Source organism: Streptomyces sp. NPDC097981, assembly GCF_040302565.1.
Taxonomy (GTDB): domain Bacteria; phylum Actinomycetota; class Actinomycetes; order Streptomycetales; family Streptomycetaceae; genus Streptomyces.
Map to the genome: position 1 here is coordinate 81,103 of NZ_JBEORW010000024.1, position 15,074 is coordinate 96,176.

Sequence of the window (15,074 nt, forward strand, 5' to 3'; positions counted from 1 at the left end):
GTGGGGGACTGGGGCGGAACCGGCAACGGGCGGACAAGATCGTGGGGATGCCCGTGAGGGTGTTGGAATTCACCGACTCGTGGCACCATCCCGAAGGCAGTGCAAAGTTACTGATGAATAGTCAGATGTGATGCCGGTCCGACGGCGGATCCGGCTCGGGGCACCTTGGGGGGGCCATGGGGACCGTGGAGCGTAGGCGGTGGAGGGGTTCGTCCGCTCTCACGCTGCTGTGTGCGACGGCGCTGCTCGCGGTGTCGGGCATGACGGGCGCTGCCCAGGCTGCGCCGCTGCCCGAACCGGGTGCCAAGTCCCTTGAGCAGGTGCGCAAGGAGATCGACGAGCTGTACCACCAGGCGGGCACGGCGACGGACGCGTACAACCTCGCCGACAGCGAGACGAAGGCACAGTCCGCCAAGATCGTCGAGATCGCGAAGCAGGTGGTGGCCGGCCAGGACCGGATCACGGCCCTGAAGAACCGGGCGGGGGCCGCCGCGCGCGCCCAGTACCGCTCGGGCGGGATGCCGGCCGGCGCGCAGCTGGCCCTGAGCGGCAGCCCGAGCCAGTTCCTCGACGGAGCGGACCGGATCCGCCAGGGCGAGAAGGCGACCGCGGACCTCCTGTCCGAAATGAACCGCACCCAGGGCGACTTGCAGCAGTACGCGAAGGACGCGAGCGCGCAGTGGGAGAAGCTGGAAGCCAACCGGGTCAAGCAGGAGACCTCGAAGAAGCAGATCGAGGAGAAGATCAAGGCGGCGGAGTCGCTGGAGAGCAAGCTGGAGGCCGAGGAGAAGGCCCGGCTGATCCAGCTGGAACAGGACGCGCAGTACAAGGCGCAGACGTCGTGGCTGTCGACGGGCGTGCTGAAGGAGATCAACAGCTCGGCGTCGGAGTCAGGGAAGAAGGCGGTCCGGTTCGCCACGGGGCAGATCGGCAAGCCGTACAAGTGGGGCGCCGAGGGCCCGGACTCCTTCGACTGCTCCGGCCTCACCTCGCAGGCCTGGCTCGCGGCGGGCAAGGGCATCCCGCGCACCTCGCAGGAGCAGCTGCGACTGCTGCCGAAGGTCGCGATCAAGGACATGCGGCCGGGTGACCTGATCATCTACTTCGACGACGCGAGCCACGTGGGGATGTACGTGGGCGACGGCGCGATCGTCCACGCCCCCCGCCCGGGCCGCAACATCACCCTGACCGGCGCGGGCTCGATGCCGATCAAGGCAGTGGTCCGCCCCGACGCGTGACCGCGGCGGCGTCTGCCGCTGCCGCCGGTGCCGGCGCCGGCACCGGCACCGGCACCTCGGGAAGCCCCGCCCGGCGGTCACGTCGCGCGGGACCCTGCGTACGCTCGGCGGGCGGGCCGGGAAGGCGCCGGCCGAGGCAACCCCCGGGGGGCTTTCGCGACGTCCCGCCAGACGGGACCGCGACGGCCTCGGCCGTGACGTTTGTCATTCGGCGGTCATCCAGCGAGGCGGATTTTCCCCCGCGATAAGGCATATGACTGCGGCCTTGGCCCGGAACACCATTCCGCTCTCCGGCCACCGACCGCTAGGGTCGGCCGGACGCACCCTCGGGGGGAGGGAAGGAACCGGAGACGATGGCCGTACCCGTACCTCGACAGAGGGACATCCCCGCCACGGAGAGCGCTCAGGCGACTCCGCCTGCAGCCCCGCACGCCTCCCCACCCCAGGCGTCGCTGACCCTGCTCGTGATCGAGGACGACCCCGCAGGCGGGCTCACCGTCCCCGAGATCCTCGACGCCGACCGGCACCGCATCCGGCTCCGCACCGCCCGCAACCTCACCGAGGCCGCGCGCCTGCTCACGCAGGACGTGCACTGCATCCTGCTGGACCTCTCCCTGGACGGGACGGGATCCGCGGCGGGGGCCTCCGGCTCCCGTACCGCGGTCGCCACCGACACCGCCGTCGACCAGCTGGCCATCCTCCGCGAGGTGCTGCGGATCGCGCCCCGCCACGCCGTCCTCGTCCTCACCGCCGAGGCCGACGCCGAGCGCGCCGCCGAGGCCGTCCGGGTCGGCGCGCAGGACTTCCTCTTCCGCGACGAGCTGGACGGCCGCCTCCTCAGCCGGGCGATCCGCTACGCCGTGGAGAGGAAACGGGCGGACATCGCCCAGTACAAGCTTGCAGAATCGAAACTTCGGGCCCAGGAGAACGCCCGCCTCGAACGGGGCCTGCTCCCCAACCCCCTCCTCGAAGGCTCCGACCTCCGCTTCGCGGCCCGCTACCGCCCCGGCCGCAGCCGCGCCCTCCTCGGCGGCGACTTCTACGACACCGTCCGCACCCCCGACGGCACCGTCCACGCCATGATCGGCGACGTCTGCGGCCACGGCCCGGACGAGGCCGCCCTCGGCGTGGAGCTCCGCATCGCCTGGCGCGCCCTGACCCTGGCCGGCCTGTGCGGCGACGAGCTGCTCTCGACCCTCCAGGAGGTCCTGGAGGTGGAGCGCCCCTGCGAGGAGATCTTCGCGACCCTGTGCACGGTGGACATCTCCCCCGACGGCCGCCGCGCGGGCCTCTGCCTGGCCGGCCATCCGGCCCCGCTGATATCCCGGCCGGGCCGCCGCGCGCAGCTCCTCCCGTACGAGAACAGCGGCCCGGCACTCGGCCTGCTGCCGAAGGCCCGCTGGCCCCGCCGCCACGTCGAGCTGGGCGGCACGTGGAGCCTGATGCTCTACACCGACGGCCTGATCGAGGGCCGCATCGGCGAAGGCAGGGAGCGGCTCGGCCAGGACGGGATGGTCGAGATGATCAACCGGCACCTCGACTGCGGCCTGAGCGGCGAGGGCCTGCTGGAAGCCTCCGTCACCGAGGCCCGGCGCCTCAACGGCGGCGAGCTCACGGACGACGTGGCCGTGGTCCTGCTCTCCCGCACGGAGGGCTGAGCCGGACCGCGGGCCGCAGCGGCGCCACGGCCGGAGCACCGGGGCCGCCGGACTGCCGGAGCCGCCTGATTCGCCCGAACCTCCGGGGCGCCGGAACGCCCGAGCGCCCGTCAGCGCCCGCCGTTGTACGGCCCGTACGGCCCGTCGCTGCTGCTGCCACCGCTGCGCCGGCCGCCACCGCCGCCCGAGACCTGCTTGAGGGCCGGGCGCACGTCGACGAGGAACACGATGGTGGCCACGAGGCCGGCGATCTCCAGGAACAGCATCCCCAGGAAGAAGTCCACCACCGCGGTGACCCCGAGGATGACCAGCCAGAACGTCTTGGTCTGCTTGTCGGCGGCGCGGTAGGCGTCCTCGCGTGCCAGCAGCGCGAAAACGAAGGCCACGACGGCGAGTGCCAGCATGGCGAACCCGAGCAACGGGAGCACTCCGTTATCGAACCCGTTCATCAACATCGCCCTGACCGCCTTCTCACGCTTCGCACGCCTGATGCCACCCCTCTCCACGCTACCGGCAGAGGGGCCCTCGCAGAGAACAACGGGCCGGACACCCCGCTGGTGCCCGGCCCGCCGTCATGCCCGTCGTCACGGAATCCGTCCGTGACTCAGCTCTCGTCGCCCGACACTGCGGCGGCCTTCTTCGCGTTGGCCTTGCGCGCCGGGGCGGTCCTCCTGGCGGCGGGCTTCTCCTCGCCCGGGGCGTCGGCCGAGGCGTCGGCGGCCGCCGGCTCCTGCTCCGGGCCCGGCTCGACGGCGACCGCGATGTCGACGATCTCCTCGGAGACCTCGCCCCGCCACGTCCGTACGGTCTGCTCGCCGTGCTCGGCGACCTTGTCGTAGGTCTCCTTGGCGCGCACGGCGTACTCGGCGGCCACGCCGACGCCGCGCAGCGCCAGGTCCTGCGCGGTCTCCCCGAGCTTCTTCGGGTCGATCGCGGTGAACATCTCGGCGAACTTGGCGGTGACCGCCTCCTGCGCCTCCCTGGCCTTCTGCTGCACGATCTTCGGGTCGGTGTTCTTCACGGCCTCGATGCGCACGGGGGCCTCGGCGCGCAGCTGCTCGATGAGCCCGGGCACCTTCTTGGCCTGCTGCACCGCGAGGTCGGCGGTGCCGGCGGCGAAGTAGAGCGGAGTCGGGTCGGTGAGGGTCTTCTTCAGGTCATCGGCGATGGCCATGTGGCTGGTCCTCCCGGATCACAGTTCAGTTCGTAGGGTGCATCTCGTCGTGCGTGCCGGCCGCGTCGGCCGCATCGGCCTCGGCCGCGTTCTCCTTGCGGAACGAGTCGTAGATCTGGAGCAGCACCTGCTTCTGCCGCTCACTGATGGACGGGTCGCCGAGTATGACGGCCCGTGTCTCGACCTCGTCGCGGTCCCGCTCGTCGAGGATCCCGGCCTGCACGTACAGCGTCTCCGCGGAGATCCGCAGCGCCTTGGCCAGTTGCTGGAGGATGTCCGCGCTCGGCTTGCGCAGCCCGCGCTCGATCTGGCTCAGGTACGGATTCGACACCCCCGCCGCGTCGGCCAGCTGCCGCAGCGAAAGCTGGGCCTGCCGCCGCTGCTCGCGGAGGTACTCGCCGAGATTTCCGACGTTGAGCGATGCCATGCCCTGATCCTGCCGGACTCTGCTAACTATTGCAAGCAGCCGCTTGCAAAATCACCCACGGGCGCGCCGTCACCGGCCGAGGGGCTGGGTGATTCGGAGCATGTTGCCGGCCGGGTCGCGGAAGGCGCAGTCACGGACGCCGTAGGGCTGGTCGGCCGGCTCCTGGAGCACCTCGCCGCCCGCGGCCCGGATGTGCTCGAAGGCGGCGTCGCAGTCGTCGGTGGAGAAGATCACGCCGCGCAGCATGCCCTTGGCCAGCAGCTCGGCCATCGCCTGCCGGTCGGCGGGCGCGGCGTTCGGGTTCGCGGCCGGCGGTTCGAGGACGATCTCCACGTCCGGCTGCGAGGGGGCCCCGACGGTCACCCAGCGCATCCCCTCGAACGCCACGTCGTTGCGCACTTCGAGGCCGAGCGCGTCGCGGTAGAAGGTGAGCGCCTTGTCGTGGTCGTCGACCGCGATGAAGCACTGGGACAGCTTGATTTCCATGCATCCGACGCTAAGCGCGGGCGGGACTTTCCGCTTCCCCACCCTCGACCGGTCCGTTCCCGGCGGGTCCGTTCCGGACCGGCCGCGTCAGGATCTTGGCGATGCACGCCGGAATGGCCGCGCCCGGGTCGTGGCTGCGGGCCCGGTACGCGCTCGGGGTCTCGCCGACCAGCTCGGTGAAACGCGAGCTGAACGACCCCAGCGAGGTACAGCCCACCTCGAAGCAGACCTCCGTCACGCTCAGGTCGCCCCGCCGCAGCAGCGCCTTGGCCCGCTCGACACGGCGGGTCATGAGGTAGCTGTACGGGGTCTCCCCGAAGGCGGCCCGGAAGCTGCGGGAGAAGTGCCCCGGCGACATCAGGGCGACGCGCGCCAGCGCCGCGACGTCCAGGGGCTGGGCGTAGTCGCGGTCCATCGTGTCCCGGGCCCGGCGCAGCCGTACGAGATCCTCCAGCATCACCCTGCCAGCGTAAGGCCGACGGGCAGCTCCCCGTGGGCCGTCGGGGAACCGCGCGGGCGGCGACCGGCCCTCAGTCCCGGGCGCGGTGGCGGCGATGGTACGAGACCGTGACCGCCACCAGGAGGGGACCCCAGGCGACGAGGGGGAGGTAGAGGAAGCCCGCGACCGTGGCCCCCAGGGCCGTCATGTCCGGGTGCGGGAGGCTCCACCACAAGGTGAACGGGGTCCACAGGAGGATCAGCCCCACCGCCCCGGCGCCGGCCGCCACCGTGACCGGCCGCGGCGGGACCCGGCGGCCGCCGAAGAACGGGACCCGGGACGGGAGCACCTCGCCCCAGGACCGGACCAGGCCGAGCGTGAGCAGCGCGAGCAGTTCGGTGGCCAGGCTGAGGGCGACCACGTAGACGCGGCCCCAGCCGGGGATGCCGGCGGCCGCGTACCCGGCTTCCGTGTACCCGGCGAGGAAGCCCGCGCCCAGCAGCAGCCGCCAGACGCCGGACGGCAGGGCGAGGAGCGCGGTGACGTGCGCGGCCCGGACGGCCCAGCGGGGCGCGGCCGTTGCGGTGGGTCGGTTCTGCCGAGTCTTCGTCATGGACACCATCGTGTCGGCGGCCCGGTCCCCCGGCATCGGCCCCGCGAACGGCCCCGGCGCCACCCCCGCGAAGGACCCGGGCCGCGCCCCCTCCCCCGTCCGGGGGAGGACCCGTCGGCCCGTCAACTCAGGTGCCGAGCCGCCGTGTTGTCCGTGCGCGAGGTCCGGGAGCGGACGCGGTGGGCTCGCCGGGCCGGCCGGTCCCTCGCCGGGGCCCTCGTGCCCCCCGGCATTCCCCGGGCCGCGCGGGTCAGGCCGCGCGGGTTCCGATCAGGACCGTTGCGTACAGCTCCTCCGAGGTGGCCGCGCGGACCGCGAGGCCCGACGCCGACAGGGCCGAGGCCGTCTGCGGGGACTGGCGGGCGCTCGTCTCGATCAGCAGCCTGCCGCCCGGGGCCAGCCAGGGCAGGGCCCCCGCCGCGACCCGGCGGTGGATGTCCAGGCCGTCCGGGCCGCCGTCCAGGGAGGTCAGCGGCTCGTGGTCGCGGGCCTCCGAGGGGAGCAGCCCGATCTCCTCCGTCGGCACGTACGGAGCGTTCACCACCATGAGGTCCACCCGGCCGCGCAGCGAGTCGGGGAGCGCGGCGTACAGGTCGCCCTCGTGGACCTGCCCGCCGTACGGGGCCACGTTGAGCCGCGCGTACGCCAGCGCCGCCGGGTCGATGTCCGCCGCGTGCAGTTCCACCCGGGGGCCCAGCTGCGCCGCCACCGCCGCGCCCAGCGCGCCGACCCCGCAGCACAGGTCCAGCACCACGGCGTCGGGCCCGGCCAGGGCCACGGCTTCCCCGACAAGGAACTCGGTCCGCCTGCGCGGGACGAACGCCCCCGCGCCCACCCGCATCCGCAGTCCGCAGAACTCGGCCCAGCCGACGACGTGTTCCAGCGGTTCGCCGCCGGCCCGGCGGGCCACCAGGGCCGCCAGGTGCCCGTCGTCCTCGGCGGCAGCCGTCAGCAACTCCGCCTCCTCCTCCGCGAAGACGCAGCCTGCCGCGCGCAGGGTTTCCACAATCGAAGCCACGTGTCCCATTCCTCGGTTTTGCATCAACAGTGCCATGCGGGGGGGTCAGAAGACGTCCGGGCACCACGGGCGGCGGGCGGTGCGGAACACCGCGTCCGCGTGCGCCAGCGCCCCGGGCCGTTCCTCCGCGATCCGCCCGAGCGCGCCGAGGCGCACCGCCGACTCGTCGCCGAGGTACAGGGAGCCCAGCACCGACACGTCGAGGCGCAGGTCCGCCGGCTCCCCGGTGACCGTGCACTCACCCGTGCCCGCGTCGAGCCGGTAGCGGCCGGCGGCAGGCCCGGCCTCGTCCACCACGTCGAGTACGAGGACCCCGGGCACGGCGTACGTCCGCGCGCTCAGCGCCCGTACGACGTCCAGCACGCGCACCCACAGGAAGTCCGAGGCCGTCACGATCCTGGCCGCGCGCGGGTCGGGCAGCAGGTGTGCGACGAGGTCGTCGGGGGCGCGGTGGCCGGTGCGGACCTTCAGCACCCAGTCGATGGAGCACAGGAAGTGCCACAGCGCGCGCTGCGCCTGCGGGGTGACCGCGATCAGGTCCTTGACCTGCACGGTGTTGAGGGGGACCTTCCCGTCAGTCCAGTGGTCGTCGGACGTGTACACGACGAGACCGGCCGGCTCGCCGTCGGCCGTCCGGTACACGGCGTGGAACTTGTCCTGGTACGGGCGGTGGGACATCTCCTCCGCCCCGGTGGCCAGGCTCCACCAGCGCGCGTCCCGGCCGACCGTGCCGGCCGAGACCGCCCGCAGCCGCTCGTGCAGTCCGGGGCCGATCGTCCGCGCCTCGGCCACGTCCACCAGCTCGATCCGCCCACCGTCCGCGGGCCCGGACCAGCGCGGGTCGAGCCCGGTGCGGCTCACGTCGATCTCCCACTCGGCGATCGAGGCGGCGGGCCCGAACCCGTACCGCCCGTAGATCGGGTACTCGGCGGCGATCAGCGTGGCCACGACGTCGCCGCGGGCCTTCGCGGCGGCCAGCTCGGTGGCCATCATCCGGGTCAGCAGTCCCTGGCGGCGGTGCGTGGGCAGCACGGCGACGTTGGTGACGGCGCTCGCGGCCACGGTCGCCCCGCCGGGCACGGTCAGCTCCTGGGCGAAGGAGCGGAAGCTGGCCACGCAGCGGCCCGTGCCGGCGTCGAAGGCTCCCAGGGTGCGCCCCAGGTCGGTGTACTTGGCCCGCTGGGCCACGTCGGACTCGGAGACCCGGTCGGGGCGCAGGAAGCCGGTGTTCACGGCTCGCAGCCACTCGGGGAATTCGGACTCGGCGATCGGCCGGACGTCTGCGCTCATCCGGCCACGCTAACCGCCGCCCGGGCCCGAGTCGCCTGAATTTCCCTGCCGTTCCCGGACCCCGGCCGACGGCTACACCAGCAGGTCGTCCACCTGGGCCTCCCCCTCCCGGTAGCGCCGGGTGATCTCCGCACTGCAGTCGTCCGCCGTGCGCTGGAGCTGCTGCCGGCGCCGCGACACCTGCTGTTCGTACCGCACCAACCGGCCCATCGCGTCGTGCAGTTCACCGTCGGTCCGGGCGTCCAGGTCCGACAGTTCCACGTCGGACAGCATCTCCGCGGCCAGCAGCCGGTACTCCTCGCTGTGCGGGGTGCCGAGCGTGACGTGCCGGGCGGAGGCGCTGCGGCTGGACGGCGCGTCGGCGAGGATCTCCGAGAGCCGGTCGACCACCGGGGGTTCCGGGGGCACCGGGGCCTCCGGGTCGCTGCGCCGGGCCAGTTCGGCGCGCAGGATGTCGATCCGGCCCTGGAGGAGTCTGCGTACGTAGCTCAGGTCGGCCTCGTCGCGCTGTGCGTCGCGGCGGAGCGTGCGCAGTTCCGGCAGCCCGAGGGCGGTGGCGGGCGTGGTCGGCGCCTGCCCGTCGCCCATGCGCTGCACGGGGGGTCTGACCGTTCCTGTCGGAACAGCCGCGGGTGATGCAGGTACGGAGGTACCAGAGATATTCATGTGAACGTGTCCGTCCCCTCGACCGGTGCATGGGGTCTCCCCCGGCCCGTGGGACCGGGGAGAAGCACCGCCTGCGTGCATCGTGCCACTCTCCGTGGTGCAGGTGCAGTCCCACGCCACCCGATCGGCCCCTGTTGGGTGCACGCCTGGTACACAGGTGGTATGCGAGCAGTGGTGCAGAGGGTGGACGGCGCGAGCGTCGTCGTGGCCGGCGAGACCGTCGGCGAGATCGTCGGCGAGGGGCTGTGCGTGCTGGTGGGGGTGACCCACGACGACACCCCGGAGAAGGCGGCGCAGCTGGCGCGCAAGCTCTGGTCCGTGCGGATCCTGGAGGCGGAGAAGTCCTGCAGCGACGTGGATGCGCCGCTGCTGGTGATCTCGCAGTTCACCCTGTACGGAGACGCCCGCAAGGGCCGCCGCCCCACGTGGAACGCGGCGGCGCCGGGCGAGGTCGCCGAACCGCTGGTCGACGAGGTCGTCCGGCAGCTGCGCGGGCTGGGGGCGACGGTGGAGACGGGCCGGTTCGGCGCGGACATGCGGGTCTCGCTCACCAACCACGGCCCGTTCACCATCGTCATCGACGTCTGAAGCGCCGAGCCCCGATCACGGGGCTACGACGACCTCCTGCGCGGCGGCCGTCGTCCCGGCCAGCAGCGGCGCGTCGACCGGCACGTTCCGCTTGACCAGCGCGAGGGCGATCGGGCCCAGCTCGTGGTGGCGGACCGCGGTGGTCACGAAGCCCAGCTGGCGGCCCTCCTCCCCGTCTGCGGCGAGCCGGACCGGGGCGCCGTGCGCCGGGAGGAGCACCTCGGAGCCGTCCAGGTGCAGGAAGACCAGACGGCGCGGGGGCTTGCCGAGGTTGTGGACGCGGGCCACGGTCTCCTGGCCGCGGTAGCAGCCCTTCTGCAGGTGCACGGCGGTGCCGATCCAGCCCAGCTCGTGCGGGATGGTTCGGTGGTCGGTCTCCAGGCCGAGCCGCGGCCGGTGCGCCTCCACCCGCAGGGCCTCGTAGGCGAGCAGCCCGGCGGCCGGGCCGTGCGCGGCGGCGAAGGCCTCCAGCTCACCGCGGGGCAGGAACACGTCGCGGCCGTACGCGGTCTCCCGTACGGCGTGCTCCTCGGCGACCTCGGCGATGGAGCCGGCCGGCAGGTGCACGACGGCGAAGTCGGCGGTCCGGTCGGCGACTTCGACGCGGTAGAAGAACTTCATCGACTCCAGGTAGGCGACCAGCGCCTCCTGGGTGCCGGGCTCCACGTGCGCCCACACGGTCTCGCCGTCGTCGACGAGGTAGAGCGCGTGCTCGATGTGGCCGTTCGCGGAGAGGATCAGCGCCTCGGTCGCCTGCCCGGGCGGGAGTTCCGTGAGGTGCTGGGTGAGCAGCAGGTGCAGCCAGCTCAGCCGCTCCGGTCCGGTGACGGTGACGACTCCGCGGTGCGAGAGGTCCACGAAACCGCGGCCGTCGGCGAGCGCGCGCTGTTCGCCGTACAGCTCTCCGTAGTGGGCGGCGACGCCCTCGTCGCGGCCTTCGGCCGGTACGGCGCCGGGGAGATGGAGCAAGGGGCTGCTGGTCATGCCACCAAGCCTACGACCCGGCCCGGCCCGCTCCTATGCCGGAGCGTCGTGCTGCTTGGCGGCGCACTTCTTGCAGAGTCCGAAGATCGCGAAGTGCTTCATGTCGGTCTCGAAGCCGAAGGTGGCGCGGAGCTTCGCGGTGAACTCGGCGGCGATGTCCACGTCCGCCTCGATCAGCTCGGTGCACTCGCGGCACACCAGGTGGATGTGGTGGTGCCGGTCGGCGAGGTGGTACGTCGGGGCCCCGTGCCCGAGGTGGGCGTGCGAGACCAGTTTCAGCTCCTCCAGGAGCTCCAGCGTGCGGTAGACGGTGGAGATGTTGACCCCGGACGCGGTCTTGCGCACCTGGGCGAGGATCTCGTCCGGGGTGCCGTGCTCCAGGGTGTCGACCGCTTCCAGCACGAGCTGGCGCTGCGGGGTCAGCCGGTATCCGCGCTGCCGCAGGTCGCTCTTCCAGTCAGTGCTTCCGGTGTCTCCGATGGTCCCCACCCGGCCAGTGTAAGTGCGCGAAGGGGAGCGCGGGCCGGCCCGCGCTCCCCTTCTTGCACAGTCTGTGGACGTCCGCTCAGCGGAAGAAAGCGATGCCGTCGTCCGGCATGTCCGGGAGGTTGCGCGCCATCTCGGCGACCTCCTCGGGGGTGACGACCTTCTTGAGCTGGGCCGACATGTACGGGCGCAGCTCGACGTCCGGGGTGGCCTTCTCGCCGACCCACATGAGGTCGCCCTTCACGTAGCCGTAGAGCCGCTTGCCACCGCTGTACGGGCCGGAGGCGGCGGTCCGGGCGACGGCGTCCGTGGCCAGGTCGATCTGGGGCTTCTGGTCGGCGAGCTCGCCGTACCAGACCTCGACGACGCCCTGGTCGCGGACCATGACGATCTCGACCTTGCGGTCCTTGTCGATGCGCCAGTAGCCGGACTCGGACTCCAGCGGCCGCACCTTGTTGCCCTCGGCGTCGAGGACCCAGCTGCGGGAGGTGTACTCCAGGAAGTCCCGGCCGTCGTGGCTGAAGACGACTTCCTGGCCGAAGTTGCACTTCTCCTCACCGGGGAAGTCGAAGACGCCCGCGCCCTCCCAGGTGCCGAGGAGGAAGGCGAGGGGGACGAGGCCCGGGTTCAGGTCGGACGGGATCTGGATCATGAATGGCTGCTCAGGCGATCTGTGGGAGGGGTTCCGGGTCCGGGGCGGCGGCCGATCGGATGATCAGCGCTGGCCCTGGTACAGCTTCTTCACTGCGAGACCGGTGAAGGCGAGCACGCCGACGCAGACCAGGACCAGCAGGGAGGTGAAGAATGCCTCAAGCACGGGGTGCTCCTCGGAGTGATGTGGGCGTGTACGGGGCCGGTCCCCAAGCCTACTGGCCCGGGAACCGGCGCACTCCGTGAGGTAGGCCGCACACGCCTCGCGCGGGTGATCAGCCCAGCAGCTGGCTCTGCAGGACCACCGTCTGGTGGAAGGGGACGGTGGCCACGTCGCCCTTGCGGGTCTGGATGATCACGCCTTGGACGTCACCCGCCTGGATGCGTCCGAGCTTGGTCCGCTCGTCCCCGTTGAGGGGCTTCGGCTCCTGGTACAGGCTGAGGCCGCTGCTGCTGAACGTGCCGGAGTACCCGGCGGGCTGCGGGGACTCCCCGGGGGACTTCAGGTGCCCGCTCGTCAATCCTCGCGACGCCGCTTTCCGTCGAGCTCGTCCCACCACTCGTCGGATTTCGGGTCACCCGAGGGGTCGTCCCACCAGCGGTCGTCCGGACCGCGCCGGTTCGCGATCATTGCGGCGACCGGCGGGATGACCATGGCGACCACGCACAGGGCCACGGCCGCCTCCACCGAGAACAGGCGCACGAAGGACCAGGCGGATACGAAGAGGAAGATGCATCCGCCCATGAGGAGGAAGTAGACGCGGCGCCGCCGGGCGTACATGTCTCCAGGGTAGGGCCGGAGGCGGACGGCGCGAAGGGCCGCACCCCGTTCCAGTGGCGTCCAACCCCCTGGGGTGCGGCCCTCCGGCCGGTTCATCTGCTGCTGCGTGAGCAGCGCGGTCGTCAGACCGCGATCGCCACGTCCGTCACGCCGCCGGCCTCGGCCACGACCACGGCGCGGTCCGCCTGGGCGCCGGGGACCAGCGCGCGCAGGGTCCACGAGCCGGTCGCCGCGTAGAAGCGGAACTGGCCGGTCGCCGAGGTCGGGACCTCGGCGGTGAACTCGCCGGTCGAGTCGAGCAGGCGCACGTACCCGCTGACGGGCTCACCGTCCTTGGTCACCTGACCCTGGATGGCGGTCTCACCGGGCTTGAGCGTGGCGAGGTCGGGCCCGCCGATCTGTGCTCCACACATGTTCTCTGTCCTGTCCTGGAGAGGTCGTACTACGAGGGGCGTCGCGTGCCCGGTCGTGGTCTGGTTACTTGTTGGGGCCGAGCTCGATCGGCACGCCGACCAGGGAGCCGTACTCGGTCCAGGAGCCGTCGTAGTTCCTGACGTTCTCCTGGCCCAGGAGCTCGTGCAGCACGAACCAGGTCAGCGCGGAGCGCTCACCGATGCGGCAGTACGCGATGGTGTCCTTCGACAGATCGACCTGCTCGGCCTCGTAGAGGGCGACCAGCTCTTCGTCGGACTTGAAGGTGCCGTCGTCGTTGGCGTTCTTCGACCACGGGATGTTGCGGGCGCTCGGCACGTGGCCGGGGCGCTGCGACTGCTCCTGCGGGAGGTGCGCCGGGGCGAGCAGCTTGCCGGAGAACTCGTCGGGCGAGCGGACGTCGACCAGGTTCTGGGCGCCGATCGCGGCCACGACGTCGTCGCGGAAGGCGCGGATCGAGGAGTCCTGCGGCTGGGCCTTGTACTGGGTGGCCGGGCGGTTCGGGACCTCGGTGCCGTCGACCAGGTCGCGGGAGTCGAGCTCCCACTTCTTGCGGCCGCCGTCGAGGAGGCGGACGTCCTGGTGGCCGTACAGCTTGAAGTACCAGTAGGCGTAGGACGCGAACCAGTTGTTGTTGCCGCCGTAGAGGACGACGGTGTCGTCGTTGGAGATGCCCTTGGCGGAGAGGAGCTTCTCGAAGCCCTCCTGGTCCACGAAGTCGCGGCGGACCGGGTCCTGGAGGTCCTGCTTCCAGTCGATCCGGACGGCGTTGGTGATGTGGTTCTTGTCGTACGCGGACGTGTCCTCGTCCACCTCGACGATGACGACGTCGGCGTCGTTCAGGTGGGCCTCGACCCAGTCGGCGTCTACGAGGACGTCGCTGCGGCTCATGGTGTTCTCCTCCGGGGCAGTGTGCGGCGGGGCGTGCTGTGCAGGTGCTGCGGGGCGGTCTGCGGGTACTGCGGGTGCGTACCGCTGCGGGCGGTGGCCTCGGGCACTGCGCGGGGAGGCGTCAGTGGGCAGGAGGGGGCGGCTGCGGTGCGGTCACACGGGAAGGACGGTCGTCCGGCTGATGGAGCGGAAGCGCTCACAGGTCACATGGATCGACAGAGCATGGCGGCGACGCGACACAGGTCTACTGCCCGTCGCTTCGTGAGGTCCGCCTGCTGATGCTTCATAGCCATGGATCGTAGGGACGAATCGGCCGCCCTGTCACCGGCGTGTCATATTTCGAGACAGGATCGTCCGAATGTTGGGACGCGCATGCCCCCGGGCGGCTGCCGCACCGCCTCCGGGGGTCTTCGTGCGGCCCGGCCTTCTGCGGATCGGACCGCTCCGTCTCACGATCCGGCCAGCACCACGTTCGAGCCGCTCAGGGTGAGGTGTACGCCGGCCTCGTCCGAGGTCAGCGCGGTCAGCCGGAGCCCGGCCGGCAGGCTGCCGTCGAGCCGCTGGTCGAAGTCGGTCTTCTTGCGGACCACGCCCTCGATGCCGGGGAGCCCCCCGCCCGGCACCTCGTCGGCCCGGACCCGGACCATCTTGCCGCCGCCCGGGGCGTCCACGAGCGTGACGGTCGACACGACACTGGGGGCGAGTTTGCGGCCGAGGAACTCCACTGCCGCCGTCACCTTCACCTTGCCCGGCGCCCCGCCGTACGTGACCGTCACCCCTTTCTCCGAGGCCGCGGTCAGGTCCTGGTACGTGACGAGGGCCGAGCCCTCGGCCCGCTCGGCGGTGCCCCCGCTGTAGTCCCCGTTCAGCTTCACGCCGTGGAAGCTGGCGTCGAGCTGCGAGAGCCGCGCCTTGCGGCCGTCCGAGACCGCCTCGACGCCCTTCAGCTTCACGTCGACCCGGTCGAGGTCGTGGCTCAGCGCCTGGGTCAGGAACGGGAACCCGTGGATGTCCACCTCCGTGTCCCCCGCCAGACCCTCCCGGGCCTGGATGCGCTCGGCCAGCCGGTTCTCGGCATAGTCGACCGCCCAGCGGTCGGCGCCCGCGAACAGCGCCCCCAGCACCACTCCGATGATCACAACGACACGCAGGAACCGCACGCGCCCTCCCCCTGTAGATCGGTACGTGCGTTCTAGTGGACCATGGTCGCCCGTACGGAGGCCGTCAGCGCCACTGTGACTCCCGCCGCCAC

General features: G+C 71.9%; 21 protein-coding genes. 3 read left to right on the forward strand and 18 right to left on the reverse strand.

The window, feature by feature from the left end; translation table 11 throughout:
- Positions 1-176: 176 nt before the first annotated feature.
- Both ABTY04_RS23230 and ABTY04_RS23235 read left to right on the forward strand, forming a co-directional pair.
- Complete coding sequence (locus ABTY04_RS23230; RefSeq protein ID WP_352215279.1) at positions 177-1,238, forward strand: C40 family peptidase; 1,062 nt, start codon at positions 177-179, stop codon at positions 1,236-1,238.
- Between the two features lie 353 nt (positions 1,239-1,591).
- A complete protein-coding gene (locus ABTY04_RS23235) occupies positions 1,592-2,896 on the forward strand; it encodes a PP2C family protein-serine/threonine phosphatase (protein WP_352215280.1) in 1,305 nt (434 codons plus the stop codon).
- 110 nt (positions 2,897-3,006) lie between these two features.
- Here ABTY04_RS23235 and ABTY04_RS23240 read toward each other — a convergent pair whose 3' ends face one another.
- From ABTY04_RS23240 to ABTY04_RS23280, 9 genes are all read right to left on the reverse strand, one after another.
- Positions 3,007-3,351 carry a DUF2516 family protein gene (locus tag ABTY04_RS23240; RefSeq protein ID WP_352215281.1) on the reverse strand — a complete coding sequence of 115 codons (345 nt, stop codon included), beginning with the start codon at positions 3,349-3,351 and terminating at the stop codon, positions 3,007-3,009.
- A gap of 149 nt (positions 3,352-3,500) precedes the next feature.
- A complete protein-coding gene (locus ABTY04_RS23245) occupies positions 3,501-4,070 on the reverse strand; it encodes a hypothetical protein (RefSeq protein WP_352215282.1) in 570 nt (189 codons plus the stop codon).
- A 25-nt stretch (positions 4,071-4,095) separates the two neighbouring features.
- On the reverse strand, positions 4,096-4,497 hold the full coding sequence (locus ABTY04_RS23250) for a helix-turn-helix domain-containing protein (RefSeq protein ID WP_352215283.1): 402 nt from the start codon (positions 4,495-4,497) through the stop codon (positions 4,096-4,098).
- 69 nt (positions 4,498-4,566) lie between these two features.
- Positions 4,567-4,983, reverse strand: coding sequence for a VOC family protein (locus ABTY04_RS23255; protein WP_352215284.1), 417 nt, complete (start codon positions 4,981-4,983; stop codon positions 4,567-4,569).
- 10 nt (positions 4,984-4,993) lie between these two features.
- On the reverse strand, positions 4,994-5,443 hold the full coding sequence (locus ABTY04_RS23260) for a helix-turn-helix transcriptional regulator (protein ID WP_352215285.1): 450 nt from the start codon (positions 5,441-5,443) through the stop codon (positions 4,994-4,996).
- Positions 5,444-5,513: 70 nt separating this feature from the next.
- Positions 5,514-6,035, reverse strand: a complete 522-nt coding sequence (locus ABTY04_RS23265; protein WP_352215286.1) for a hypothetical protein — start codon at positions 6,033-6,035, stop codon at positions 5,514-5,516.
- A gap of 250 nt (positions 6,036-6,285) precedes the next feature.
- The gene (locus ABTY04_RS23270; protein WP_352215287.1) at positions 6,286-7,062 is read right to left on the reverse strand and encodes a putative protein N(5)-glutamine methyltransferase; all 777 of its coding nucleotides are present in this window, start codon (positions 7,060-7,062) and stop codon (positions 6,286-6,288) included.
- 36 nt (positions 7,063-7,098) lie between these two features.
- Complete coding sequence (locus ABTY04_RS23275; RefSeq protein ID WP_352215288.1) at positions 7,099-8,343, reverse strand: GNAT family N-acetyltransferase; 1,245 nt, start codon at positions 8,341-8,343, stop codon at positions 7,099-7,101.
- Between the two features lie 72 nt (positions 8,344-8,415).
- On the reverse strand, positions 8,416-9,009 hold the full coding sequence (locus ABTY04_RS23280) for an RsiG family protein (protein WP_352215289.1): 594 nt from the start codon (positions 9,007-9,009) through the stop codon (positions 8,416-8,418).
- A 162-nt stretch (positions 9,010-9,171) separates the two neighbouring features.
- On the opposite strand from ABTY04_RS23280, the gene dtd reads away from it, so the two are divergent.
- Positions 9,172-9,597 (forward strand): D-aminoacyl-tRNA deacylase, encoded by a 426-nt coding sequence (gene dtd, locus ABTY04_RS23285; RefSeq protein ID WP_352215290.1) that lies wholly within the window; start codon positions 9,172-9,174, stop codon positions 9,595-9,597.
- Between the two features lie 15 nt (positions 9,598-9,612).
- On the opposite strand, the gene ygfZ is transcribed toward dtd, so the two are convergent.
- From ygfZ to ABTY04_RS23330, 9 genes are all read right to left on the reverse strand, one after another.
- Positions 9,613-10,581 carry a CAF17-like 4Fe-4S cluster assembly/insertion protein YgfZ gene (gene ygfZ / locus ABTY04_RS23290; RefSeq protein ID WP_352215291.1) on the reverse strand — a complete coding sequence of 323 codons (969 nt, stop codon included), beginning with the start codon at positions 10,579-10,581 and terminating at the stop codon, positions 9,613-9,615.
- 33 nt (positions 10,582-10,614) lie between these two features.
- On the reverse strand, positions 10,615-11,070 hold the full coding sequence (locus ABTY04_RS23295) for a Fur family transcriptional regulator (protein WP_352215292.1): 456 nt from the start codon (positions 11,068-11,070) through the stop codon (positions 10,615-10,617).
- Between the two features lie 76 nt (positions 11,071-11,146).
- Entirely contained in the window at positions 11,147-11,719 is a 573-nt protein-coding gene (locus tag ABTY04_RS23300; RefSeq protein ID WP_352215293.1) for a heme-binding beta-barrel domain-containing protein, read from the reverse strand.
- A 274-nt stretch (positions 11,720-11,993) separates the two neighbouring features.
- Positions 11,994-12,239 carry a hypothetical protein gene (locus tag ABTY04_RS23305; protein WP_352215294.1) on the reverse strand — a complete coding sequence of 82 codons (246 nt, stop codon included), beginning with the start codon at positions 12,237-12,239 and terminating at the stop codon, positions 11,994-11,996.
- Entirely contained in the window at positions 12,236-12,499 is a 264-nt protein-coding gene (locus tag ABTY04_RS23310) for a DUF3099 domain-containing protein (protein WP_352215295.1), read from the reverse strand. Before ABTY04_RS23310 ends, ABTY04_RS23305 begins: the two co-directional genes overlap by 4 nt.
- Positions 12,500-12,621: 122 nt before the next feature.
- A complete protein-coding gene (locus tag ABTY04_RS23315; protein ID WP_030030422.1) occupies positions 12,622-12,912 on the reverse strand; it encodes a DUF1416 domain-containing protein in 291 nt (96 codons plus the stop codon).
- A 64-nt stretch (positions 12,913-12,976) separates the two neighbouring features.
- Positions 12,977-13,822 carry a sulfurtransferase gene (locus ABTY04_RS23320; protein ID WP_352215296.1) on the reverse strand — a complete coding sequence of 282 codons (846 nt, stop codon included), beginning with the start codon at positions 13,820-13,822 and terminating at the stop codon, positions 12,977-12,979.
- 203 nt (positions 13,823-14,025) lie between these two features.
- Entirely contained in the window at positions 14,026-14,115 is a 90-nt protein-coding gene (locus ABTY04_RS23325; protein WP_350875872.1) for an Ms5788A family Cys-rich leader peptide, read from the reverse strand.
- A gap of 156 nt (positions 14,116-14,271) precedes the next feature.
- Entirely contained in the window at positions 14,272-14,982 is a 711-nt protein-coding gene (locus ABTY04_RS23330; protein WP_352215297.1) for an LmeA family phospholipid-binding protein, read from the reverse strand.
- Positions 14,983-15,074 lie beyond the last annotated feature (92 nt).